Origin of the sequence: Streptomyces silvisoli (assembly GCF_029269905.1) — a bacterium.
GTDB lineage: Bacteria > Actinomycetota > Actinomycetes > Streptomycetales > Streptomycetaceae > Streptantibioticus_A > Streptantibioticus_A silvisoli_A.
On sequence record NZ_JARJBC010000001.1, the window covers coordinates 557743 to 581571 of the forward strand.

Annotated in this window: 17 protein-coding genes; 10 read left to right on the top strand and 7 right to left on the bottom strand. The window is 68.6% G+C overall.

From position 1 onward, the window contains the following. The first annotated feature begins 366 nt into the window (after positions 1–366). The 5 genes from P3G67_RS02620 to sbnA all read left to right on the top strand — a co-directional run bounded on the left by P3G67_RS02620 (position 367) and on the right by sbnA (position 9385). Positions 367–2994, top strand: coding sequence for a Pls/PosA family non-ribosomal peptide synthetase (locus tag P3G67_RS02620; protein ID WP_391858166.1), 2628 nt, complete (start codon positions 367–369; stop codon positions 2992–2994). Further along, positions 2991–6239, top strand: a complete 3249-nt coding sequence (locus tag P3G67_RS02625) for a non-ribosomal peptide synthetase (protein WP_276091982.1) — start codon at positions 2991–2993, stop codon at positions 6237–6239. The genes P3G67_RS02620 and P3G67_RS02625 overlap by 4 nt, the downstream gene beginning before the upstream one ends. Positions 6240–6301: 62 nt before the next feature. Then, positions 6302–7306: a TauD/TfdA family dioxygenase gene (locus P3G67_RS02630; RefSeq protein WP_276091983.1), complete on the top strand. Its 1005-nt coding sequence runs from the start codon at positions 6302–6304 to the stop codon at positions 7304–7306. Beyond that, positions 7303–8361: a 2,3-diaminopropionate biosynthesis protein SbnB gene (sbnB, locus tag P3G67_RS02635; protein ID WP_276091984.1), complete on the top strand. Its 1059-nt coding sequence runs from the start codon at positions 7303–7305 to the stop codon at positions 8359–8361. Before P3G67_RS02630 ends, sbnB begins: the two co-directional genes overlap by 4 nt. Before the next feature lie 37 nt (positions 8362–8398). Beyond that, complete coding sequence (sbnA, locus tag P3G67_RS02640) at positions 8399–9385, top strand: 2,3-diaminopropionate biosynthesis protein SbnA (protein ID WP_269859165.1); 987 nt, start codon at positions 8399–8401, stop codon at positions 9383–9385. A 54-nt stretch (positions 9386–9439) separates the two neighbouring features. Here the strand turns inward: sbnA and P3G67_RS02645 are convergent, their stop codons facing one another. Further along, positions 9440–10351: an SMP-30/gluconolactonase/LRE family protein gene (locus P3G67_RS02645; protein WP_276091985.1), complete on the bottom strand. Its 912-nt coding sequence runs from the start codon at positions 10349–10351 to the stop codon at positions 9440–9442. Positions 10352–10877: 526 nt separating this feature from the next. Between P3G67_RS02645 and htpG the strand changes: the two genes are divergently transcribed. From htpG to P3G67_RS02670, 5 genes are all read left to right on the top strand, one after another. Next, the gene (htpG, locus tag P3G67_RS02650) at positions 10878–12803 is read left to right on the top strand and encodes a molecular chaperone HtpG (RefSeq protein ID WP_276091986.1); all 1926 of its coding nucleotides are present in this window, start codon (positions 10878–10880) and stop codon (positions 12801–12803) included. Between the two features lie 198 nt (positions 12804–13001). Further along, positions 13002–13784 (top strand): Fpg/Nei family DNA glycosylase, encoded by a 783-nt coding sequence (locus tag P3G67_RS02655; protein WP_276091987.1) that lies wholly within the window; start codon positions 13002–13004, stop codon positions 13782–13784. 380 nt (positions 13785–14164) lie between these two features. Next, entirely contained in the window at positions 14165–14773 is a 609-nt protein-coding gene (locus P3G67_RS02660) for a sigma-70 family RNA polymerase sigma factor (protein WP_276091988.1), read from the top strand. Then, the gene (locus P3G67_RS02665) at positions 14770–15438 is read left to right on the top strand and encodes a hypothetical protein (protein ID WP_276091989.1); all 669 of its coding nucleotides are present in this window, start codon (positions 14770–14772) and stop codon (positions 15436–15438) included. The genes P3G67_RS02660 and P3G67_RS02665 overlap by 4 nt, the downstream gene beginning before the upstream one ends. Before the next feature lie 97 nt (positions 15439–15535). Continuing rightward, positions 15536–15718: a hypothetical protein gene (locus P3G67_RS02670; protein ID WP_276091990.1), complete on the top strand. Its 183-nt coding sequence runs from the start codon at positions 15536–15538 to the stop codon at positions 15716–15718. Positions 15719–15949: 231 nt separating this feature from the next. Here P3G67_RS02670 and P3G67_RS02675 read toward each other — a convergent pair whose 3' ends face one another. The 6 genes from P3G67_RS02675 to P3G67_RS02700 all read right to left on the bottom strand — a co-directional run bounded on the left by P3G67_RS02675 (position 15950) and on the right by P3G67_RS02700 (position 23747). Further along, positions 15950–16858 (bottom strand): ribokinase, encoded by a 909-nt coding sequence (locus P3G67_RS02675; protein WP_276091991.1) that lies wholly within the window; start codon positions 16856–16858, stop codon positions 15950–15952. Positions 16859–16907: 49 nt separating this feature from the next. Then, a complete protein-coding gene (locus P3G67_RS02680; RefSeq protein WP_276091992.1) occupies positions 16908–18848 on the bottom strand; it encodes an ABC transporter permease/substrate-binding protein in 1941 nt (646 codons plus the stop codon). Beyond that, positions 18838–20373: a sugar ABC transporter ATP-binding protein gene (locus P3G67_RS02685; protein WP_276091993.1), complete on the bottom strand. Its 1536-nt coding sequence runs from the start codon at positions 20371–20373 to the stop codon at positions 18838–18840. Before P3G67_RS02685 ends, P3G67_RS02680 begins: the two co-directional genes overlap by 11 nt. Continuing rightward, complete coding sequence (locus P3G67_RS02690; RefSeq protein WP_276091994.1) at positions 20370–21407, bottom strand: LacI family DNA-binding transcriptional regulator; 1038 nt, start codon at positions 21405–21407, stop codon at positions 20370–20372. Before P3G67_RS02690 ends, P3G67_RS02685 begins: the two co-directional genes overlap by 4 nt. Positions 21408–21719: 312 nt before the next feature. Then, on the bottom strand, positions 21720–22067 hold the full coding sequence (locus tag P3G67_RS02695) for a hypothetical protein (RefSeq protein WP_276091995.1): 348 nt from the start codon (positions 22065–22067) through the stop codon (positions 21720–21722). Between the two features lie 228 nt (positions 22068–22295). Next, a complete protein-coding gene (locus P3G67_RS02700) occupies positions 22296–23747 on the bottom strand; it encodes an amino acid permease (protein ID WP_276091996.1) in 1452 nt (483 codons plus the stop codon). Positions 23748–23829 lie beyond the last annotated feature (82 nt).

Sequence of the window (23829 nt, forward strand, 5' to 3'; positions counted from 1 at the left end):
CCGGGGTGCGAGTGTGCCGTAACTGCCTGGCCCTCCGTGCTGCTTCATCAGTCGAAGCGAGGTGCTCGTCGTGGAATTACGCACGCCCGACGGTGAATGGGATGCATTTCCCTCCGAGTTGTGTTCGGGGCGTGTGGGAATCCACGAACCAGATGGTGTGAATCCGCCGGGAAATGTCGCCGTCTTCTCGCTGAGGGACCGATGGCGGCGCCCGCCGCCAGCCAGCGGCGAACTAGCTCCCGGTGCCGTCCGGCGAAAGCTTTCTGGGCGCAGGGCGGTCAGGACATCGATGTCACCAACGCCCCGGCCGGACGCCGACGCAGATGTGAGTGCCGACGAAACGACACTCACACCCCAGGAGATCACGTGGTAAGAGAACCAGCCGATGTCTCAGTCGACGCCGAGCCGTCGACTCGGCAGGACGGCCGCGCGGATCCGGCGAGAGCCGTCGAGAAGATCTACGCCGAGGTGTTGGCTGACATCCTGAGTGCCGAACGACTCTGTGTGGAAAGCCACTTCTTCGACGAGCTCGGCGCGGACTCCATGGTGATGGCGCGCTTCTGTGCGCGCGTCAGGAAACGCAGCGACGTGCCGTCGGCGTCGATGAAGGACATCTACCAGCACACAACCATCCGGAGCCTGGCCACCGCACTCGCCGACGCCACGTCAGCCCCTGTCGTACCGGCAGTCACGCCGCCGCCCCCGGAACCGGTCGTAGCGGGCAGCACGACGCGGTACGTCCTCTGCGGAACGCTGCAGTTCATCGCCTTCCTCGCGTACTCCTACCTCACCGCGCTCGTCACCACGCGGGGCTACGGCTGGGTTGTTGCCGGGAAGGGGCCGTTGGCCTTCTACGGGCGCGCGGTTGCCTTCGGCGGGGCCTACCTGTCCGGTCTGTGTGTCTTCCCGGTCGTGGCCAAGTGGATTCTGATAGGCCGGTGGAAGCCACGCGAGTTCCCGGTCTGGAGCCTGACGTACCTGCGCTTCTGGATCGTCAAGTCCCTGGTGCACGCGAACCCGATGGTCTTCTTCGTCGGCAGTCCGCTGTACGTGCTGTATCTGCGGGCACTCGGCGCGCGGATCGGCAGACAGGTCACGATCCTCTCCCGTACCGTGCCGGTGTGCACCGACCTGCTCACCGTCGGCGCGGGTACGGTCATCCGCAAGGACTCGTTCCTGCTGTGCTACAGAGCGCACGCCGGGCGCATCCAGACCGGGCCGGTCACCCTCGGCCGGGATGTCTTCATCGGTGAGCGGACCGTACTCGACATCAACACGTCGATGGGCGACGGCGCACAGCTGGGCCACACCTCCACGCTGCACAGCGGCCAGGCCGTACCGGTCGGTCAACGCTGGCACGGATCGCCGGCGCGGCGCACCGAGCTGAACTACCTGAGGGTGGCGCCCGCCAGGTGCGGCAGAGCGCGGCGGACAGCGTTCGCCCTGTTCGCCCTGCTGAAGCCGGTCCTCGTGACGGTGCCGCTGACGGTCGTGTTCCTGTACGCACTGCTGAACGAGGTGCCGCTGCTGCTCGGCCAGTCGGACGCGGGGGCGGAGTCGGTCACCTCGTCCGCGTTCTACGTGGACGCGCTGCTGCTGTGCACCGTGCTGTTCTTCGGCTTCGTCATCGCGGGACTCGGTGTGCTGTTCACCGTTCCGCGTCTGATGCGCCTGGTGATCGAACCGGGCAGGACCTATCCGCTGTACGGCTTCCGCTACGCGATGCACCGGGCGGTCGCGCGGATGACCAACCTCAAGTTCTACATCTGGCTGTTCGGTGACAGCTCCTACATAGTCCACTACCTCAAGTGCCTGGGGTACGACCTGTCGCAGGTCGAGCAGACGGGTTCGAACTTCGGCAGCGGGGTGCAGCATGAGACGCCGTATCTGAGTGTGGTCGGCAGCGGGACGATGGTCGCCGACGGGCTGTCGCTCATGAACGCGGACTACTCCAGCACGTCATTCCGGGTGTCCCGGACGTCGATCGGATCGCGTAACTTCCTTGGGAACTTCATCGCCTACCCTCCGGAAGGCAGGACGGGGGACAACGTTCTCCTGGCGACCAAGGTGATGGTTCCGCTCGACGGAGGGATCCGTGAAGGCGTGGGACTGCTGGGCTCGCCGTGCTTCGAGATTCCCCGGACGGTGGAGCGCGACACCCGCTTCGACCACCTGCGGGCCGGGAACGAGTTTCGCCGTCGTCTCGCGGCGAAGAACCGCTACAACCTGCGTACCATGGGCATCGCCTTGTTCCTGCGGTGGCTGGACTTCCTGGTCCTCACCGCCCTCGGGCTCGCCACCATCGAGCGGTACGACGCGATCGGGCAGCTACTGGACACCGTGCTGCTGGTGGTCGGCCTCGGCTTCACCGCCGTGTACTTCGCCTTGGTGGAGCGGTATCTGACGCGGTTCCGTCCGCTGCGACCGACGGTGTGCTCCATCTACGACCCCTACTTCTGGCGGCACGAGCGCCTGTGGAAGGTGCCCGACACCCACTTCGCCGCCTTCAACGGCACACCGTTCAAGAACATGCTCTGGCGGCTGTTGGGCGTCCGGCTCGGCAGGCGGGTCCTCGACGACGGCTGCTACCTGACGGAGCGCACCCTCACCACCATCGGGGACGACTGCGTACTCAACGCCGGAAGCAAGATCCAGTGCCACTCGCAGGAGGACGGCACATTCAAGTCCGACCACATCACGCTCGGTGCCAACTGCACCATCGGCGTCGGCGCGCTCGTCCACTACGGAGTGACGATGGGGGACGGTGCGGTACTCGCCGCAGACTCCTTCCTCATGAAGGGCGAGGAAGTCCCCGCGTACGCCCGGTGGGGCGGGAACCCCGCCACCCCGATGCACCCGCACGGCAGCTTCGAGACTCCCGCGCCCCCGGTTCCCGGGAAGGCGGGATCGCGGCGGTGGTACGGAAAGCGAATCAAGGCCACTTCCCACCCGTGTCCAGCCGACCGCAGCGTCGAGAAGGTGAAGTCTCCATGAACAGGTCATCCGACACGGCCCGTGACTTCTGGCGCGACATGCTCGCCACGGGCGGATCCAGCGCCATCCCACGCTGGACTGGCAAGCCCACGGCGGGAGTCGCTGAGCACGAGGAAACCATCACCGACGAACTCGCGGCCGCCCTGGGCCGGTTGACGGGCGCCTGCGCGATACCGTTCGACGCGGTGCTGCTGTCCGCCCACGCGAAGGTGCTGGCGGCGCTGTGCGGGGAGCAGGAGGTCACGACCGGCTTTGTCCTGGAGCCGGGCGGACCGGTGCTGCCATGCCGGCTGACTACCAGACCTCTGTCGTGGCGGGCGCTGCTGACGGACGCCCACCGCGTGATATCGGGGATGCGGTCCCACCAGGCCTTTCCCGTCGACGCCCTGCTGCGTGAACTGGGCCTGGCCCAGCCGCTGTTCGAGTGCGAATTCAGCGCGTCCGGCGACGGCGGCGCACTCGCCGAAGCCACAGTGCTGTCGGTGGCGTTCGCCCGACGCGACGGGCACCTGACGGTACGTTTGCGGTACCGCACGGAGGCCATCGACGCGGACCACGCCGCACGGATCGCGGGTTACCACCAGACCGCACTGGCCCTGATGGCGGCTGACGTGGACGCCACGCACGGACAGCAGAGCCTGCTGTCGGTGGATGAGCGTCGCTTCCAGTTGGAGGGGCTCGCCGGGCCGGTCCGCGAACTGCCCGACCGGCGGTTCCACGAGCTGTTCCAGGAGCGGGCTCGGACACACCCCGACGCCGTGGCCGTCGTCCGGGGCGAACGGCAGTGGACCTATCGGGAACTCAACCAACGCGCCAACGTACTGGCCCGGGCGCTGCTGTCGCGAGGCCTCGGCCACGAAGGCGTCGTGGCGGTGGTCACCGAGCGCACCCTGGAATGGGCGGCCGCCGTCCTCGCGGTCTTCAAGGCAGGCGGTGTCTACCTGCCGATCGAGCCGCACTTTCCGGGCGAGCGGATCGCTGTCATGCTCTCTCGCGCCGGGTGTGAACTGGTCGTGACCGAACCCGGCAGCACCACCACCCTGGACGAGGCGCTGAAGTCGCTGCCCGGGGTGCGCACCCTGTTCGTCGACGCGGCACTGGAGGAGGGACGCGCCGACGCCGACCTCGGCGTTGACGTGGCGGCGGATCAACTCGCCTATGTCTTCTTCACCTCCGGGTCCACAGGTGAGCCGAAGGGCGCGATGTGCGAGCACGCGGGGATGCTCAACCATCTCTACGCGAAGATCGGTGACCTGGGGATATCCCAGGGGCAGGCCGTGGCGCAGACAGCGCCGCAGTGCTTCGACATCTCGCTGTGGCAACTCGTCGCGGCGCTGCTGGTCGGTGGGCGGACCCTGCTGGTCGAGCAGGAGGCGATCCTGGACGTGGACCGGTTCGTGGACAGGATCGCCGAGGGACGCGTCGGGGTGCTGCAACTGGTGCCTTCGTATCTGGAGGCGCTGCTTTCCCATCTGGAGCGTCATCCGCGCGAGCTGCCCGACCTGCGATGTGTGTCGGTCACCGGCGAGGCACTGAAGAAGGAACTGGTGCAGCGCTGGTTCGCCGCCAAGCCGGGAGTCAGGCTCGTCAACGCCTACGGCCTGACCGAGACTTCGGACGACACCAACCACGAGGTCATGGACCGCGCTCCGAGCGGTGACCGGGTCCCACTGGGCCCGTGCGTCCCCAACGTCCGTGTCTACGTCGTCGACGACAACCTCTCGCCGGTGCCGCTGGGCGCCCCCGGAGCGATCGTCTTCTCCGGGGTCTGCGTCGGCCGAGGCTACGTGAACGACCCGGAGCGGACCCGGCAGGCCTTCACCAGCGACCCCCATCGCGAGGGCGAACGGCTCTACCAGGGCGGTGACTTCGGCCGCTGGCAGCCCGGCGGCAAGCTGGAGTTCCTCGGCCGCAGGGACAACCAGGTCAAGATCCGTGGCTTCCGGATCGAGATCGGTGACATCGAGAACGCACTGCTGCGGGTGCCCAGCGTAGGCGACTGCGCGGTGGTGGTCGCCGAACGGTCGGACCACAGCAAGCACCTCGTTGCCTTCTACCAGGCACCCCAGCCGCTCGAAGCGGAGGCCCTGCGGGACCGGCTCGCCGCGACACTGCCCGCCTACATGGTGCCCAGCACCTTCCACTGGCGGGAACGACTGCCCCTGACCGCCAACAGCAAGATCGACACAAAGGCACTGACCGCCCTCGCAGCGGAACTCGACACCGTCGGCGGGGACCACGACGCCCCGCGCACACCGGTGGAGAAGCGGCTCGCGACGGCCTGGGCGAAGGTGCTCGGTGTGCCCGAAAGCCGGATCAGCAGGCAGGACAACTTCTTCCACAAAGGCGGCACGTCACTGTCGGCGGTGAAACTGGCCATCGATCTGGACCGCGCCGTGACCCTGAAGGACATCACACGACACCCGGTCCTCGCCGAGCTGGCCCACCTGGTCGACGGACATGCCGAACGACGCTGCGGACTACTGCACACGCTGGGCGAGCCGGGCAGCGCGTCGACCGGCGATCTGGTGTGCTTCCCGTACGCCGGTGGCAACGCCGTCAACTTCCGGGCGATGGCCGCGGCGCTACGCGGAACCGGGCTGGCGGTCCACGCCGTCGAGCTGCCCGGCCACGATCTGGCCGTCGAACACGAGCAGTTCACCCCGCTGGAGCGGGTGGCCGAGCAGGTCGCCGCCGAGATCACTCGGCGCGGTCCGGCCCGGGTCCTCCTGTGGGGCCACTCAGCCGGCACCGCCGTCGCGGTGGAGACGGCCCGCCTGCTCCAGACGTCCGGGGTGCACGTCCAGAGGGTCTTCCTGGGCGCCCAGTTGCTCGGCGACATCACCCACCGGCGCGCAGCCGTCGCCCGGCTGATCGAGATGAGCGACGCCGAGATCGCCAACGAGCTGACCCACGAAAGTGGCCACAGCGCACTGGGCGAGCTCGACGCGCGACACGCCGAACACACCAGCGCCGCCTACCGACACGACTGCCTGTCCGCCAACCGCTACTTCGCCGACGTCCTGGCCGGCCCTCCCGCGGTGAAGCTCACCGCACCGATCACCGTGGTGGTCGCCGCCGACGATCCCAGCACGGCGCAGTTCGCGCACCGACACCGTGACTGGCAGCTCCTGGCGCACCAGGTCGACCTGTACGAACTCCCCGACGGGGGCCACTACTTCCACCGCACCCGCCCGGCCGCGGCCGCGCGGGCCGTACTGCGCGCGTCCGACCTCTTCGCCTGAACCGCGCAGAGAGGCGAACGGCCCGCAGGGACACGAGCCATCCGCGACGAAAAGGACGACACATGTCATCATCACCCCCAACCCCCCTGCTCGACCTGGAAGTGAGCCCCGGCAGACCGCCTCTGCTGCGGGCCGAAGCCCCCGGCGCCGGGCGGGAGTGGGCGGCCGAGCATCGCGACGCACTACGCGCCGTCGTCGCCGAGCACGGCTCGGTACTGGTCCGCGGGCTCGGGCTGCTCGACACCGCGGGAGCCGGTGCCGTCTTCCGGGAGATAGGAAGCGGACTGCTGCCCGAGGCGGAGCCCTTCGCACCCCGGCTGCCGTTCGGCGACGGTGTGCACTCCTCGACGAAGTGGCCGCAGAACCAGCAGATGTGCATGCACCACGAGCTGAGCTACCGGCTGGAGTTCCCCGGCCTGATGCTGTTCGCCTGCCTGACCGCGCCGCCCGTCGGCGGGGCGACCCCCGTGGCCGACGCGCCTTCGGTGCTGGAGGCCTTGCCGGCCGCGTTGGTCGAGCGGTTCGAACGGGACGGCTGGCTGCTCACCCGCACCTACAACGAGGAGATCGGAGCCTCCGTCGCCGAGGCCTTCGGCACCGAGGACCGGCATGCGGTCGAGGCATACTGCCGGGCGAACGCCATCGACTTCGACTGGCAGCCGGGCGGCGGACTGCGCACCCGCCAACGGCGCAGCGCCGTGCTGCGGCACCCGGTCAGCGGCCGACGCTGCTGGTTCAACCAGGTCGCCTTCCTCAACGAGTGGACCATCGCCGAGGAAGTGCGCGAATACCTACTGGACGTCTACGGCCCCGACGGACTGCCGTTCAACACCTCCTTCGGCAACGGGGATCCGATCGACAAGGACATCGTGGAACTGCTGAACGCGGTCTACGAGGACCACACGCTGCGCGAGCCCTGGCAGGACGGCGACCTGCTCATCGTCGACAACATCCGCACCGCACACGGCAGGGAACCCTTCGAAGGACCACGCGAAGTGGTCGTCGCCATGACCGACAAGACCCAGCTGGCCGACTGCGATCCCACCGTGGAGGTGACCGCCCAGTGACCACCCATGCTGCGCCGGGGGCTGAAGGACCGGCCGGTGTACCGCCGTTCGCGGTGATCCCCGGGGCCCAGGTTCACCAGGCACTGTACGGCCGGGAGAAGCAGGTGACGGAACTCGTCGAGGCCGCCTACCGGTTGCACGCGGACGGAGAGTCGGTCAACCCGCCCTCGTACTTCCTGCGGTTTCCCGACCGGCCCTCGTCCCGGATCATCGCGCTGCCCGCCTCGATCGGCGGCGACCTACGGGTCGACGGCCTGAAGTGGATCTCCAGCTTCCCACAGAACGTGGCGGCGGGCATCCCACGGGCCTCGGCGGTGCTGATCCTCAACGACCACACCACCGGCTACCCCTTCGCCTGCCTGGAAAGCTCCATCATCAGCGCCACCCGTACCGCCGCCTCAGCCGCACTCGCCGCCGACCACCTCAGCCGTACCCGGCGACGCCCCACCCGTATCGGGTTCTTCGGCACCGGACTGATCGCCCGCTACATCCACGGCTACCTTGCCGGCACCGGCTGGGCCTTCGAGCACATAGGCGTCCACGACCTGTCCGCCGACAGCGCCAGCGGCTTTCGTACCTACCTCGAACAGTCAGGGGCCTCCGCCGCGGTCACCGTGCACAACAGCCCCGAACAACTCATCCGTTGCAGCGACCTGATCGTCTTCGCCACCATCGCCGGCACACCCCACGTCCACGACGTGCGCTGGTTCGACCACCACCCCCTGGTGCTGCACATCTCCCTGCGGGACCTCGCTCCCGAAGCCCTGCTCACCTGCGCCAACTTCGTGGACGACATCGACCACTGCCTCAAGGCCGACACCTCACCCCATCTCGCCGAAAAGCTCACCGGCACCAGGGACTTCATCACCGGAACGCTCAACGACGTCATCACGGGACAGGTACCCGCACCCGACGACCGGACCGTGGTGTTCTCCCCCTTCGGACTCGGCGTCCTCGACCTCGCCGTCGGCAAATACGTCTACGACGCGGTCACCAGCTCCGGAGAACTCAATGTCATCCCCGACTTCTTCCACGAACTGCGCAGGTACGGGTGAACGAGCGCCATACCGCGACCGACGAGGGGAGGACGCCGTGCGCGTCATAACCGCTCCCATGGACTTCAACGAGGAGGAACTCTACGTCGACCTGCGGCCCATGACCGGTCACCGCGTCCTCCTCAAGTGCGAAGGCTTCAACTTCGCGGGCTCGATCAAACTCAAGGCCGCCAGCGCGATGGTGGAAGCCGCGGAACGCAGCGGCGCCCTCACGCCGGAATCGACCCTCGTCGAATCCTCCTCGGGCAACCTCGGCGTGGCCCTCAGCATGATCGCCGCCAGCAAGGGCTACCGCTTCCTGTGCGTCACCGACGCCCGCTGCAACCTGTCCACCCGGCGCATGATGGAAGCACTCGGCAGCCAGGTCCACATCATCACCGAACCGTCGGCCACCGGTGGCCTGCTCGGCGCACGGATCGACCACGTACGCGCGCTCTGCGCCGCGGACGACCGGTACGTCTGGCTCGACCAGTACACCAACCCGGCCAACTGGAAAGCGCACTACCGCACCACCGCACCAGCCATCGCCCGACGCTTCCCACGCCTCGACGTGCTGTTCGTCGGAGCCGGTACCACCGGCACCCTGATGGGTTGCGCACGCTACTTCCGCGACTCGCACCATCCGGCGCGCGTCGTCGCGGTCGACACCGTCGGATCGGTGGCCTTCGGCGGTCCACCCGCCCGCCGGATGATCCCCGGCCTGGGGACCAGCGTGCGCCCACCCATCCTGGACGAGTCATACGTTGACGAAGTCATCCGGGTCGAGGAGGCGGACGCCATCCGCACCTGTCACCGCCTGGCACGAAGCGGATTCCTCTTCGGCGGCTCCACCGGAACCGTCGTCAGCGGTGCCACCGACTGGCTGGGCCGGCACGACGCGGAGCACCTCACCGCCGTTGCCATCGCCCCCGACCTGGGCGAACGCTACCTCGACACCATCTACCAGACCAACTGGGTACAGGACCTCTACGGCGAACACCTGCTGCGAACGGAGGAACTGACCGTCGACGCCCGCAGACCCTGACCGTCGAAAGTACGGCAACCCGCCAACAGCGCGGGCTGCCGTACGGCCCAGCCGTCAGGGCCGCGGTAGGTCGAGCACGGCGATGGCGTCCTCCAGCAGACTGCCGACGTAGAGCCGCCCATCGTGCTCACACGCGCTGGTGGCCATCCGATAGCGGGCACGAGGCCACCGCAGATCGTGGACGGTACGCCCCGCGCTGTCCACCGCCGCGACCCGAAGCGTACGGCGCGGACCCGGCTGCATCGAGTCAGGCAGCCGCCACAGGCCGCGCCGCAGCACCGGGGGAGTGCGGTGCAGCCAGTCCAGCATCGGATCGCGTGGCGCGGCGTAGGCGATCCATACCAGCCCGCCGGACCCGGTGGTGAGGTTGTCGGGGAAACCCGGCAGGTCCTTGAGGAAGGTGTCCCGGTGCCCGGCCTGCGGACCGGACAGCCACAGTCGGGTAAGACGGTACGCCCCGGTCTCCGCGACGAGAACGAACGACTCGTCTTCCGCGAGTGCCACGCCGTTGGCGAAGTACAGGCCGTCCAGCACCACTTCGGGCTCGGCGGCGCCGGGTGCGACCCGGATGAGCCGTCCGGTGCCGGAGTGTTCCAGCAGATCGCCCAACCAGTGGTCGATACCGAACCGCCGGCTGGAGTCACTGACGTAGATCGTGCCGTCCCGGGTGACTGCCACATTGCTACAGAAACCCAGCCGCTCGTTGCCAGCGGCCCGCAGGAGCACCTCACACTTTCCCGTGTCAGGCGCCATGCGCAGCAGACCGCGCCGTGCGTCGCACACCAACAGCCCCCCGTCGGGGAGGAGTTGCAGACCCAGAGGCCGTCCTCCGGTGTCGGCGACGGTCGTCACCTGTCCGGTGTCCGGGTTGACGCGCAGGATCCTGCCGTCGGCCACGCCGGTCACCAAGTGTCCCGACGCGTCGAAGACCACGTGCTCTGGCCCGACCCCACCGAGCGGAAGCATGCGCGGAGCGGACGTGGGCACGCGCTGCCCACGTGGGCGGCCCGGCCGCGGCGGCGGGCGCCATGCCACAGGTTGTAGGGCGGGTTTGTCGGTAGACGTCATGATGCCTCCGTGCGGACGTGCTCCTCGGGGCAGGGTAGGGCGGGGAGCGGGGCATCCGCCGTGTTTCGGCGCAGATTTCGCCGGAGGAGTGGTCAACCGCGGTTACTGGCAGGGCGCGGCCTTTACCGGCGGTTGACCGAGCGCGTGATCACCTCCTCGGCGGTTCGCCCTGAGCGTGAGCGGTTGCCAGCGGCCACAGCGGTGTTGGAGCCTTCGACAGTGACCGCATCCGTCGCGCCCTCAGTAGCGGCAGCCACGCCGCGGCACCGGTCGCCTGCTTCTGGCGGAACGTACGACGGTGCCCCGGCGTTGTCCGGGCAGGCCCCAACAAGTCCGGGGTATGGGATTGACGGGGTGACCTGCTGGTTTACAGTGCCGATGGTCAGTATCCGCCACTTGGTGACCTGAGAAGGAATCACGGACTATGTCGACTGAGACGTTCGAGTTTCAGGTGGAAGCGCGCCAGCTTCTGCAGATGATGATCCACTCGATCTACTCGAACAAGGACGTCTTCCTGCGCGAGCTCGTCTCCAACGCCTCCGACGCGCTGGACAAGCTTCGTCTCGAAGCTCTCCGCGACGACGCGCTTCGCGCGGACGCCTCCGACCTGCACATCGAGATCGAGACGGACAAGCAGGCTCGTACCCTCACCGTGCGGGACAACGGCATTGGCATGTCGCGCGACGAGGTGGTGCAACTCATCGGGACCATCGCGAACTCCGGTACCGCGAAGTTCCTGCAGCAGCTGAAGGAGGCCGACAACACGGCCGCCGCGGAAGGACTGATCGGCCAGTTCGGCGTCGGTTTCTACTCCAGCTTCATGGTGGCCGACGAGGTCACGCTGTTGACCCGGCGCGCGGGCGAGAGCCAGGGCACCCGCTGGACCTCGTCCGGCGAGGGTACGTACAGCATCGAGACCGTCACCGACGCCCCTCAGGGCACCTCGGTCACACTCCGGCTCAAGCCGGAGGACACCGAGGACCGGCTGTACGACTACACCTCGCCTTGGAAGATCAAGGAGATCATCAAGCGGTACTCGGACTTCATCACCTGGCCCATCAAGCTGGCTCCGCAGCCCGCGGCCGAAGACGCCTCCGGGGACGGAACCGATGACGCCCCGCGGGAGCCCGAGACGCTGAACTCGATGAAGGCACTGTGGGCGCGCCCTCGTGACGAGGTCACGGACGACGAGTACCACGAGCTGTACAAGCACATCAGCCACGACTGGAACGACCCCCTGGAGACCATCCGTCTCCAGGCGGAGGGCACCTTCGAGTACCAGGCACTGCTGTTCATCCCGGCGCATGCCTCCCAGGACCTGTTCCTCCAGGGCTACAAGCGAGGCGTCCAGCTTTACGTCAAGCGCGTCTTCATCATGGACGACTGCGAGGAGCTGATGCCGCCCTACCTGCGCTTCGTCAAGGGCGTGGTCGACGCGCAGGACCTGTCACTCAACGTGTCACGCGAGATCCTCCAGCAGGACCGCCGGATCCAGCTGATGCACCGCCGCCTGGCGAAGAAGGTGCTGTCGACGGTCAAGGACATGATGTCCAACAACCCGGAGCGCTACGCCACGTTCTGGCGGGAGTTCGGCCGTGTCGTCAAGGAAGGGCTGCTGAGCGACTTCGAGAACCGCGAGGCCATCCTGGAGGTGTGCTCCTTCGCCACGACCCATGACGCGGACAAGCCGACCACGTTGCGGGAGTACGTGGAGCGGATGAAGGACGGCCAGGAGCACATCTTCTACCTCGCCGGTGAGTCCCGGCAGGCCATCGAGAACTCCCCGCACATGGAGGCGTTTCGGGCCAAGGGCATCGAGGTGCTGCTGCTGACCGACCCCGTCGACGAGGTGTGGGTGGACTCCGTGCCGGACTACGACGGCAAGCAGTTGCGGTCCGTGGCCAAGGGCGAGGTCGACCTCGGTACCGAGGACGAGAAGAAGGAGGCGGAGACAGAGCGGGAGAAGCACCAGAAGGAGTACGCGGGTCTACTGACCTGGATGAAGGACCAGTTGAGCGAGAACGTCAAGGACGTACGGCTCTCCTCACGGCTCACCGTCTCTCCCGCCTGCATCGTCTCGGACACGCACGACGTGACTCCGGCCCTGGAAAACATCTACCGCGCCATGGGCCAGGCCGTTCCGCACGTCAAGCGCATCCTCGAACTCAACCCGAGCCACCCGCTGGTCAGCGGCCTCAACCGGGCACACTCCGAGCGCTCGGGCGACACCGGCCTGCAGGAGACGGCCGAACTCCTCTACGGCATGGCGCTGTTGGCGGAGGGCGGCGAGCTGAGCGACCGCTCGCGCTTCGTCAAGCTGATGGCAGACCGCTTGGAGCGCACGCTGTGACGCCACTTCGGCGCCGTGTGTAGGTGAGGCCCGCGGTCCCGGCAGTAGCCGGGCCGCGGGCCTGGCCGGTGCTGACGGCACCGACCCGGAGTGTGGCCCGAACACGTGCACCGGCTGCGACGCCGAGCGCGCAGCACACCTCGTAGCCGTTCGACCACGAGGGGTCGCCGCACCTCCTCTGGCGCGTACGCTTGATGTATGCCCGAGTTGCCGGACGTCGAAGGGTTCCGGAGGGTGTTGGCCGCCCACGGGCAGGGGCGGCGCATCGCGGACGTCAAGGTAGCGGACCCGGGGGTGCTGCACGGAGTGTCGGCGCGCGGACTGCGGCGCGAGTTGGTGGGCCGTCGGCTCGGTGCGCCCGAACGCCACGGCAAGTGGCTGATCGCCCGCACCGACGCGCCCGTCCTCCTGTTCCACTTCGGGATGACCGGTGCCCTGGTCCCCTGCACGCCCGATGACCCGCCGCACCCCCACGACCGGGTGGTCTTCGTCCTCGACGGCGGCGAGCTCCGTTTCCGGGACCAGCGCAAACTCCAGGGCATCCGGCTCGCCGACGAGGCCGAAGCCAAACGCCTCCTCGCCACCCAGGGGCCGGATGCGCTGACCGTGGGACGTGATGAGTTCGAGCAGTTGCTGTCCCCGCGGCGAGGGCGGATCAAGGCGGCTCTGCTGGACCAGTCACTGATCGCCGGGCTGGGCAACCTTCTCGCCGACGAGATTCTCTGGCGGGCCCGGATACACCCCGCTTGCCTGGCCAGCAAGCTCGATGGTGCGCAACTGCGCGGGTTGTACACGCAGATGCGACACGTTCTACGGGCGTCGGTGCGGGTGGGGCGCGTACCCGGACGCCCGTCCTGGCTCACCGGGGAGCGGTACGAGGAGGATCCGCACTGCCCGCGGTGCGGGCACCCCCTGTGCAGGGGGCGGATCGCCGGGCGCGGGACAGTGTGGTGCCCGCAGTGCCAGCCGGAACGGTGCTAGCGCCCCTGCGCTCGGTGCTGCCCCGCCGCGTCAGGGCAGGACGCCGCCGTCAACCCGCAGGACGGTGTCGGTCACGTAGGAGGAACGCGGCTGGGCTGCTCAACACTCCTGTGACATATGTCACTTCATGCTCGGAACCCTTCGAACGTGATCGACAGGTGCCCGTCGTTTTCCCTGTTCAGAACGCTTTGTTGAAGGCCGGCGCACCTGTCGGGAACTACTTTGCGTGGCTCCCTGTGATCGCTGGGTCATTTTTTGCAGGGCGTGATGAGTGATCGGGGCCCATCCTCGCCATGGTGGTGCCAAGAGCCAACTGGCTCCCGGCGCGCCCCCCTTGGCCGTGCCGACCCCTCAATGAAGAGGAACGCAATGAGTAGTGCATGTCGGAGGTCCGAGTGAGCGACGAAGACCTCCGCGCGGACGTTTGGCGCGACAACGGCGGGCAGAGTCAGCCGGTGGACGAACCGCTTGACCTACCGCTGGATTTCGAGGGCTTCTACCTCGGGCACCAGGAGTTCTTCCACGCCTTCGCCGAGATCCACCTGGGCACCCGCCGAGCCGCAGAGGAATCGGTTCACCGGGTGTTCCTGGAGATCCTGGCGGGCTGGGACCAACTGCTGCAGCAGGGCGACCTGGAGCAGCTGACGCTGGCCGTGCTGCACCGTCACGTCACCGAGCGGCTGAAGCGTGAAGGCCGCGGTCCGGCGTTCGTGCTGAACGGGCCGATAGCCCTGAACCTGCGAGCGATCCGCAACGAGTTGGAGATAGCGGAGAGCACCGCGGGCCTGTACGAGGCGATCGCGGACCTGCCCACCCGCCAGTTCAACGTGATCGTCCTAAAGTACCTGCTCGGCTACAACACCGCCCGCATCGCGCGGTTCATGAGCCTTGACGTCCGCACCGTCGGCTACCACGACCGCAGGGCCAAGGAACGGCTCCGCGTCCGCCTGGGCCTACCCGCCCCGAAAAGAGAGAGGTCAGGACAGTGACCGCCACCATCGAAGACCTCCTGGCCGACGCGGCGCTGCCGACAACGCCCCCGGTAGCCTTCGACGTCGGAACCGCGCTGCGCCGACTCGCCCGTGACGCCTCCCGGACCGCGCCGCCACCGCACATGGAACGAACCGCCCAGGCCGGGCAGCGCCTGGCCGTGGTCTCCCGCTGGATCCTCAACGGCCCTGGCGCCGCACACCACGTGGACCGCCTCGCGCAGGACACCCGGTCCGCTCCGGTCGAGGAGGACCAGCTGGACGTCGAGGGCGCCGCGGTGTTCGCCTGCCTGCTCTACCTCACCGATCACCCCGAAAGCGCCCAGTTCTGGTGGCAGTTGGCGGCGGGAGCCGGACACCGTGCCGCCGCCTACTGCCTGCACCTGCACCACCTCGCACTGGGCGAGACCCGGGAGGCGGCGCACTGGCGGCACCAGATCACGCACCCGATGGTCGAAGCCGACGCTGTCGACGACGACTTCCTTGACTGCGTGGAGGTCGTCGCGCGCTACGTACGGCGCAACGGATCGGCCGCGAGCCCGCCGACGGCCACGCTGGAGATGGAGGTCGACCGCCTCGCTGACGACGCGACGAACCCGTGCATCATCGTCCGTCGCCCTGACCGGCGCCTCGCCGACCACCTACGCGACTTCGCTCGCCGCTGACCCAGCAGAACGACGGAGGAGCCCGATTCCGGCCCCGGTTCCTTAGCCAGCGGGTCGGAAGGGCTCCGCCGCGACGCCCTCGAAAAGGACAGCCACCATGTACACCAGCCCCGAACACCGCCCCTGGCATCAAGCCGCGGGAACCATCAACGGCCTACGCAGCTGGACCGCCCGGCGCCGCCGCGCCGCCACCGCACAGCTGATGCGCGGCGCCTTCTACAGCCTGGGCAGCGGCATCGTCAGCCTCTTCATCCTCTGGATCCAGCATCAGCGCTGGTAGACGCGCGCAGCTCCACCAGCGGTCCAGAACGACCACGGCACGCGCAACCCTGGGTCCGCACCAACTCCACGACTGCTGCGTGGAGTTGGGCTGCCGCAGCCGGAAGGCGGCACCAGGCTCGGCGGCTACGGTACCGGCGGGAAGGGCTAGCGCTCGCACATCGGGAACATGGCGCATCGAGTGTCCTTCCTTCGGACGGCGGCCAACTCGCTCCACCGTGCCCTGGAGGGTTCAGCTGCCCGCCAAGGACGCGAGCTCCTCCTCCGTCGGATACGACTCCTGTGCGCCGACCCGGGTGACCGCCGCCGCGCCCACCCGGACCGCGTACGCCGCCGCGTCCGCCAGCGACGCACCCGCCCCCAGCCGCCAGGCCAGCGCCGCGGTGAACGCGTCGCCCGCGCCCGTGGTGTCCACCGCGGCCACCCGCACCGAAGGGATCCGGACCGTGCCGTCACCTGTCGCCACCAGCGCGCCCTGCGCGCCCAGCGTCACCACGACGGAGCGCGGCCCCAGCGCCAGCAGCGCCGCGGCCCACTCCTCGGGTGAGTCGTCCAGTTCGCCGCCCACGATCACCCGTGCCTCGTGCTCGTTGACGACCAACGGGTCACAGGCGGCCAGCAGTTCGGCGGGCAGCGGGCGCGGCGGCGAGGGATTGAGTACGAAACGGGTCCCGTCCGGCAGATTCCGTACGACCTCCACGACCGACTCCAGCGGGATCTCCAGTTGCGCCGAGACCACTCGGGAGCCGTGCAGCAGGCCGCGGGCCGCACGTACGTCCTGCGGTGTCAGTCGGCCGTTCGCGCCCGGGGACACCACGATGCTGTTGTCTCCCGACGGGTCGACCGTGATCAGCGCGACCCCGGTGGGTGCCCCACCGACCAGCACGCCCGTGGTGTCGACGCCGGAGCGGCGCTGCGAGTCCAGCAGCAGCCGACCGTGCGTGTCGTCGCCGACCCGGGCCAGCAAGGCCGTACGGGCGCCCAGGCGGGCCGCGGCGACCGACTGGTTCGCGCCCTTGCCACCCGGATGAACCACCAGGTCGGATCCGAGAACGGTCTCACCGGCCGCGGGTCGCCGCTCCACCCCGACCACCAGATCGGCGTTGGCCGAACCCACGACCAACACGTCGTAGTCGTACACGAGTTGTCTCCCAGGAAATCCCTGCCGCGGCTGCTGCCAGCGGTCGGGGTCAGCCGGTGAAGCCCGCCGCGTTCGCCTTCGTGACCACCTTCACCGGTACCTTCACGGTCTTGTCGACCGCCTTGCCCTCGGCCGCCCGCAGGGCGTTGCGCACCGCGATCCGGCCCAGTTCGGTGGGCTGCTGTGCGACGGACGCGTACAGCGTGCCCGCCTTGACCGCTGCCAGGCCGTCCGGTGTGCCGTCGAATCCGACGACGGACACCGACGTTCCGGCCCTGGAACCCAGTGCCTTGATGGCGCCGAGAGCCATCTCGTCGTTCTCGGCGAAGACGCCCTGGACGTCCGGATGGGCCTGGAGCAGGTTCGCCATCACATCCAGGCCCTTGGTGCGGTCGAAGTCCGCGGGCTGCTCGGCCACCACCGTGATGCCGGGATATGCCTTGAGGCCCTCGGCGAAGCCCGCGCCCCGCTCCCGGCTCGCCGACGTGCCCGCCTGACCCTGGAGGACCACGATGCTGCCCTTGCCGCCCAGCTTCTCCGCCAGCGTCCGGGCGGCGAGCTCGCCGCCCTCGATGTTGTCGGAGGCGACCAGCGCGGCCGTGTCCGCCTTGTTGACTCCCCGGTCGACGGCGATCACGGGAATCCTCGCCTTGTTCGCGGAGCGCACCGAGGGGCCCGCCGCGTCCGAGTCCACGGGGTTGACGATGATCGCGCCGAGCCCCTCGCTGGTGAAGTTCTGCAGCTGGTTGGCCTGTTGGGACGCGTCGTTCTGCGCGTCGGTCACCGTGAGGTCCACGCCCAGCTGCCTGGCCTCCGCCTGCGCGCCCGCCCTGATCTGCACGAAGAAGGGGTTGTTCATCGTGGACAGGGACAGGCCCACCTTCGGAGTGGTCGAGGACGCCCCGCCGTGCAGGAAGGACATCGCACCCACCAGCGCCGCCGCGACCACGGCCGCGAGTACGTACGTCACGGCCTGCCTGCCCCGGCCGCCGCCCGCACCCGCCCCGGCCGCCACCGGGCCCGCCCCGGCCCTGCGCCGCACCGTGTCGAGCAGTACAGCCAGCGCGATCACCACACCGATGACGACCTGCTGCCAGAAGGCGGACACCGAAAGGAGGTTGAGGCCGTTGCGCAGCACGGCCAGTATCAGTGCGCCGACCATCGTGCCGGACGCCCCGCCCGTACCGCCCGCCAGCGAGGCGCCACCGATGACGACGGCCGCGATCGCGTCCAACTCGTAGCCTGTCGCGGCCTGCGGCTGCGCCGAGGAGAGCCGGGAGGCGAGCACGATGCCCGCGGCGGCGGCGAACAGCCCGGACAGCGCGTAGATGGCGAGCTTCTGCCGCCGCACCCGGAGCCCGGACAGCCGGGCGGCCTCCTCGTTGCCGCCGATCGCGTACATCGAGCGGCCGACGTACGTCCGGCCCAGGACGAGCGCGGTGAGCAGGCCCATCACCACCATCACCAGCACCGGGACCGGCAGCCAGCCGCCCAGCGTGTCGCCGAGATGCGAGACCGAGTCGGGGAAGGCGATCGGGGAGCCCTGCGAGATCACCAGGGAAAGACCACGGCCCACCGACAGCATGGCCAGCGTCGCGATGAACGGCGGCAGTTTGCCGTACGAGATCAGGTAGCCGTTGACCAGGCCGCACGCCACCCCGGCGGCGATGGCGAGGACGACGGCCAGGACCACCGGGATCCCGTGTGAAGTGGCCGTCCAGGCAAGGACGGTGGCGGACAGCGCCGCGACCGAACCGACCGACAGGTCGATGCCCGCCGACACGATCACGAACGTCACGCCGAAGGCGAGGATCGCCGTCACCGCCGCCTGTACGCCGACGTTGAGCAGGTTGTCGGCCGTCAGGAAGTCCCCGGAGAGCGCCGACATCGCGATGACGAGGGCGATGAGCGCGGTGAGTGCGCCGTTGTCCAGCAGCAGGCGGCGCAGGCCGCCCGAGCGCGCTGCGCTCTTGAGCGTGTCAGTGGCCACGGGCGGCCTCCACTTCGGTAGCGGCTTCGTTGCTGGTCGGTGTGCTGACGGCGAGTGCCATCACGGAGTCCTGGGTCGCCGCCGAGGCGGGGAGTTCACCGACCATCCGGCCCTGGGCCATCACCAGCACCCGGTCGCTCATGCCGAGCACCTCGGGCAGGTCGCTGGAGATCATCAGGACCGCGGCGCCCGCGGCGGTGAGTTCGTTGATCAGCTGGTAGATCTCGACCTTGGCTCCCACGTCGATGCCGCGTGTCGGCTCGTCCAGGATGAGCACCTTGGTGTTCGCTAGCAGCCATTTGCCGATGACGACCTTCTGCTGGTTGCCGCCGGAGAGCGTGCGCACATGCTGGCCGAGCCCGGCCATGCGCACGCCGAGCCGCTCGGCGACCCTCGCGGCAGCCGCCCGCTGGGCCTTGCGGTCGACGAGTCCACCGCGGGTCGCCGCCCGCAGCGTGACCAGCCCGAGGTTCTCCGCGACCGAGGCGTCCAGGACGAGCCCCTGCCCCTTGCGGTCCTCCGGCACCAGCCCGATGCCCGCCGCCATCGCGGCGTTGACGTCGTGCCGCCGCAAGCGCGCACCCGACACGTGCACGGTCCCGCTGTCGTAGGGATCGGCGCCGAACACGGCCCGCGCGACCTCCGTGCGGCCCGCGCCCACCAGTCCCGCGACGCCCACGACCTCACCGGCCCGCACCTGGAACGAGACGTCATGGAAGACCCCGTCCCGAGTCAGCCCTTCGACGGTGAGCAGGGCCGCCCCGGCGTCGGTGCGCTCCCGCGGGTACTGCTGGTCGATGGAGCGCCCCACCATCAGCCGTACCAACTCGTCCCGCGGAGTGGCGGCGGGCACCTGCCCGACGCTCCTTCCGTCCCGGATCACGGTCACCCGGTCGCCGATGGCGGCGATCTCCTCCAAGTGGTGGGTGATGAAGACGATGCCGACGCCGTCCTCGCGCAGTCTGCGTACGATCGTGAAGAGTCGGTCGACCTCCCCGGAGGTGAGCACCGCGGTCGGCTCGTCCATGATGAGCACGCGTGCGTCGAGGCTGAGCGCCTTGGCGATCTCGACCATCTGGAGCCGGGCGATGCCGAGTTCACGCACCCGTGCGCGGGGCGAGACGCTGAGGCCCACCCGCTCCAGGAGTTCGGCGGCGTCGGCCTCCGTCCTCTTCCGGTCGATCATCCCGAAGCGACGCGGCTGGCGGCCCAGGAAGATGTTCTCGGCGACGCTCAGGTCGGGAACGAGGTTGAACTCCTGGTAGATGGTGGCGATTCCCAGGCGCTCGGCTTCCTGTGCGTCGTGGATGCGCACCTCCTCGCCGTCCACCAGGACGCGTCCGGCGTCGGGGCGATGGGCGCCGGAGAGCATCTTGATGAGGGTGCTCTTTCCGGCGCCGTTCTCACCGAGCAGTACGTGTACTTCGCCACGGCACAGGTCGAAGTCAACGCCGTCGAGCGCGACCACGCCCGGGAAGGTCTTGCGTATGCCTTCGATGCGCAGCAACTCGTCCCTGTCGCTCACGACCTGCTCCTTCTCGCGGGGTACGGCTCGCGGTGGGCATGGGCCGGTTCGCCGCACGAGCGGCGCGCGACGAGCCGGGCGGGGACGGTGACGGACCGGGCGGGACGTCCTTCGATGCGGTCGACCAGCGCGCGGACCGCGGTGCGCCCCAACTCGCCGGTCGGCTGGGCGATCGCCGTGATCGGCGGGTCGGTGTGCACGAACCACGCGATGTCGTCGAACGCGGCGAGACCGATGTCCTCGGGGACGCGCAGCCCACGTGCGCGGATGGCGTCCAGTGCGCCGAGCGCCATCAGGTTGTCGGCGGCGAAGACGACCTCGGGCGGCTCGGCCAGGTCGAGGAAGTCCTCGGTGACCCGACGGCCGCTGTCGGCCTTGAAATCACCTTGTCCTGTGTAGGCGTCCGGTAGCGGGATGCCGTACTCGGCCAGCGCCTCCCTGAAGGCATCCACTCGCTCGCTGCCGGTCGTGGTCGCCGCGGGCCCCGCGATGATGGCGAGCCGACGGTGCCCGAGGCCGTGCAGATGGGCGACGAGATCGTGCACGGCCGCCCGGCCGTCGGCACGTACGACGGGGACGTCGACGCCTGGAATCCACCGGTCCACGAAGACCATCGGCGTCCCGGCGCGGACCGCGTCCAGCATCAGCGGAGAGCCGCCGTCGGTGGGGGAGATCAGCAGTCCGTCGATGCGGCGGTCGAGCAGGGTCCTCACATGGTGGTCCTGCAACTCGGGCCGTTCGTCGGCGTTGCCGATGATCACGCTGTAGCCGAGGGTGCGGGCCTCCTCCTCGACGGAGCGGGCCAGCTCGGTGAAGTAGGGGTTCAGCACATCGCTGATGACCAGGCCGAGGGTGCGGGTCTGGTCGGTACGCAAGGAACGGGCCACGGCGTTCGGGCGGTAGCCCAACGTCCGCACGGCGGCCAGCACCCGGGTGCGCGCCTCCGCGCTGACCGACGGGTGGCCGTTCAGCACGCGGGACACCGTCGCGACGGAAACCCCCGCCGCCGCGGCGACGTCCTTGATGCCCGCCATCGCCGACCACCTCCTGGTGAGCCAGTGGAATCGTTTACACGACTGACACGGAGGATTGGAAACGATTACACGGGGGTTGATCAAGGGGTTGGGAGTTGGCCGAGACCGGATCGTGATCTGGCGCCGCTCACATGGGCGGCTTCGACACGGGCGTGTGGGCCGACCCGTTCGCGTGCAACTGGCCTGCGGTGGCTGCTAGTTGGGGGGCCGGAAAGGTTCGTGCCGGGGGCAGCTGGTGGGGAGGGGCCGTCGGCCGGGGGCCGTTCGCTTCTCGCCGCGCGGGTGAGCGGGTTCGCGGCGCTGGGGCAGGCGTCAGGGAAGTGGCCGGTCGACGAGCGGGAGCAGCCGTGAATCCTCAAGCGCCGCGGTTCTGTGCCCGATTCCGGCCTGGTACTCCTCGTTGGAGGCGAACGCGAAGAAGTCCTGGATGCTGGACTGGCGTATGAGCATGACCAGGTCCCAGCGCTCGTCCGGCGGACCGATGAAGTACGGCCCCCCGGTGCCGAAGAACTGGACCGAGCCGCCGCTGGCGGCCAGGAACGGGAGGGTGTGGCGGACGTACTGGTCGTAGGCGGCGGCGCCGGAGACGGGTGCGGACGGGGCGAGGTGCGGGAAGCCGGAGTAGTCGGCGACCTCGCGGAACCGCAGCAGGTTCAGCATGGTTACCGGACCTTGGATGCCGCGTTCCAGGAGCAGACGGGCGCTGTGCTCTGATGGGTCGAGGTGCACAAACGGGACCGTAGCAGGGTCCTGTGACACCACGTCCGGATTTTTCTCGCAGGCGTGGACCTGGTCGTCCTCGACCGCCACCCCGAAGGGGTTCCTCTTCGCTTGCCCCCTTTTCCGCGCACTTGGGGAGGGCCGGGGGCAGTCGGCCCTCCCCCCAGGTCAGACGAGGTCCATGGCGGCCACCTCGTCGGGGCTGCCGTAGCTGACCGGTCCCTGGAAGCGGCGTCGGGCGGTAGCGAACCACCACACGGTGGCGATGAGAAGTACCACGGCCAGTGCGACAGGCGCGTAGTTGAACGTCTTGGCGCTCGTCGGGGAGGTCTGCGGGAGCATGAACAGCACGTTGCTGACCACGATCCACGCCACGGCGATCGCGGCGACCAGCTTGCCGTGCCGCCCCAGGTTCCACGGGCCGGGCTGGAAGTCGTCCAGCCGTAGCCTCAGGAAGATGGGCACGCCGTAGGCGAGGAACAGTCCGACGACGTTGATGCTGACGACCGCGGTGAAGGCGGTGTTGGACCACCAGCCGGGCAGGACCAGCACCAGGGAGCATGCGGCGGCCAGCCAGACCGCCTTGACCGGAGTGCGCGTGCGTGGCGATACCGAGTGCCACCAACGGGAGCCGGGCATGGCCCCGTCGCGGGAGAAGGCGAAGATCTGCCGGGTGTTGCTGGTCATGTTGGCCAGGCCGCAAAAGAGCATGGCGCCGATCACGATCAGCAGAAGGAGTTTCGCGGTGCCGGTGCCGAGTGCGTCGATGAGAATCTGTACCGGTGGCGCCGAGGCGCTTGCCTCGGCGGCGTAGTCACGGATCGCGTAGACCAGGGCGAGCATGAGGACGAGTCCGGCGAGTGCCGAGTAGGCGATTGCCCGCATGATGCCCTTCGGGGCGTTGACGGTGGCCCGCACGGTTTCCTCGGACATGTGGAAGCTTCCGTCGAATCCGGTGAAGGTCCAACTGGTCACGAGCAGGCCGAGCATGGCGCCGTAAAGGCCGTTGGAGAATCCTGTGTTGTTGGCAAAATGTGTTGCGAAAGACGCCGGTTGATGCTGGGCGGGTAGCACGGTCAGGGCGGTGACGATCACCACCATGCCGATCAGGAGCCACCACACGGATATCCGGTTCACCATGGCGACCAGTCGCACCGTGTAGGTGTTGGCGAGCGCCTGGACCAGCAGGATCGCTGCCGTGATGGCGACCGTGCGCTCCGGTGTCACCTGGTAGGACGGCCACTGCAGCGCGATGAACGCCTGGATGAAGGTGGCGGCCGCGTAGTCGGTGGCGGCCGTTCCGCCGACCTGGCCGACGAAGTTCAGCCAGCCCGTGTACCAGGACCAGGCACCGCGGTGCCGCTTGGCGAGCTTTCCCGCCGAGAAGTACAGGGCGCCGCTCGTCGGATATGCCGAGGCGATTTCTCCCATGGCGGCCCCGACGAACAGCACCATCACCGAAACGCCGATCCAACCGAAAACCAGGATTCGTGGCCCCCCGGCGTTCATACCGAATCCGAACGAGGAGAAGATTCCCGAGATGATGTTGATGATGGTGAAGGAGATCGCGAAGTTGTCGAACGCCTGGAATCGACGGGTGAGTTTCCGTGGATATCCCATCGCGTGCAGTGTCGCGTCATCGTCGAGGGGGATGGGCGAGGCATGCCGCCGGTTTCTGGTACGAGCCGGGTTCACGGGATCG

Bases quoted from the DNA above. Each gene is read 5' to 3' on its own strand.
- P3G67_RS02625 (WP_276091982.1), top strand. From the start codon at position 2,991: ATGAACAGGTCATCCGACACGGCCCGTGACTTCTGGCGCGACATGCTC.
- P3G67_RS02630 (WP_276091983.1), top strand. From the start codon at position 6,302: ATGTCATCATCACCCCCAACCCCCCTGCTCGACCTGGAAGTGAGCCCC.
- P3G67_RS02645 (WP_276091985.1), bottom strand. From the start codon at position 10,351: ATGCTTCCGCTCGGTGGGGTCGGGCCAGAGCACGTGGTCTTCGACGCG.
- htpG (WP_276091986.1), top strand. From the start codon at position 10,878: ATGTCGACTGAGACGTTCGAGTTTCAGGTGGAAGCGCGCCAGCTTCTG.
- P3G67_RS02655 (WP_276091987.1), top strand. From the start codon at position 13,002: ATGCCCGAGTTGCCGGACGTCGAAGGGTTCCGGAGGGTGTTGGCCGCC.
- P3G67_RS02660 (WP_276091988.1), top strand. From the start codon at position 14,165: ATGTCGGAGGTCCGAGTGAGCGACGAAGACCTCCGCGCGGACGTTTGG.
- P3G67_RS02670 (WP_276091990.1), top strand. From the start codon at position 15,536: ATGTACACCAGCCCCGAACACCGCCCCTGGCATCAAGCCGCGGGAACC.
- P3G67_RS02690 (WP_276091994.1), bottom strand. From the start codon at position 21,407: ATGGCGGGCATCAAGGACGTCGCCGCGGCGGCGGGGGTTTCCGTCGCG.
- P3G67_RS02695 (WP_276091995.1), bottom strand. From the start codon at position 22,067: ATGCTGAACCTGCTGCGGTTCCGCGAGGTCGCCGACTACTCCGGCTTC.
- P3G67_RS02700 (WP_276091996.1), bottom strand. From the start codon at position 23,747: ATGGGATATCCACGGAAACTCACCCGTCGATTCCAGGCGTTCGACAAC.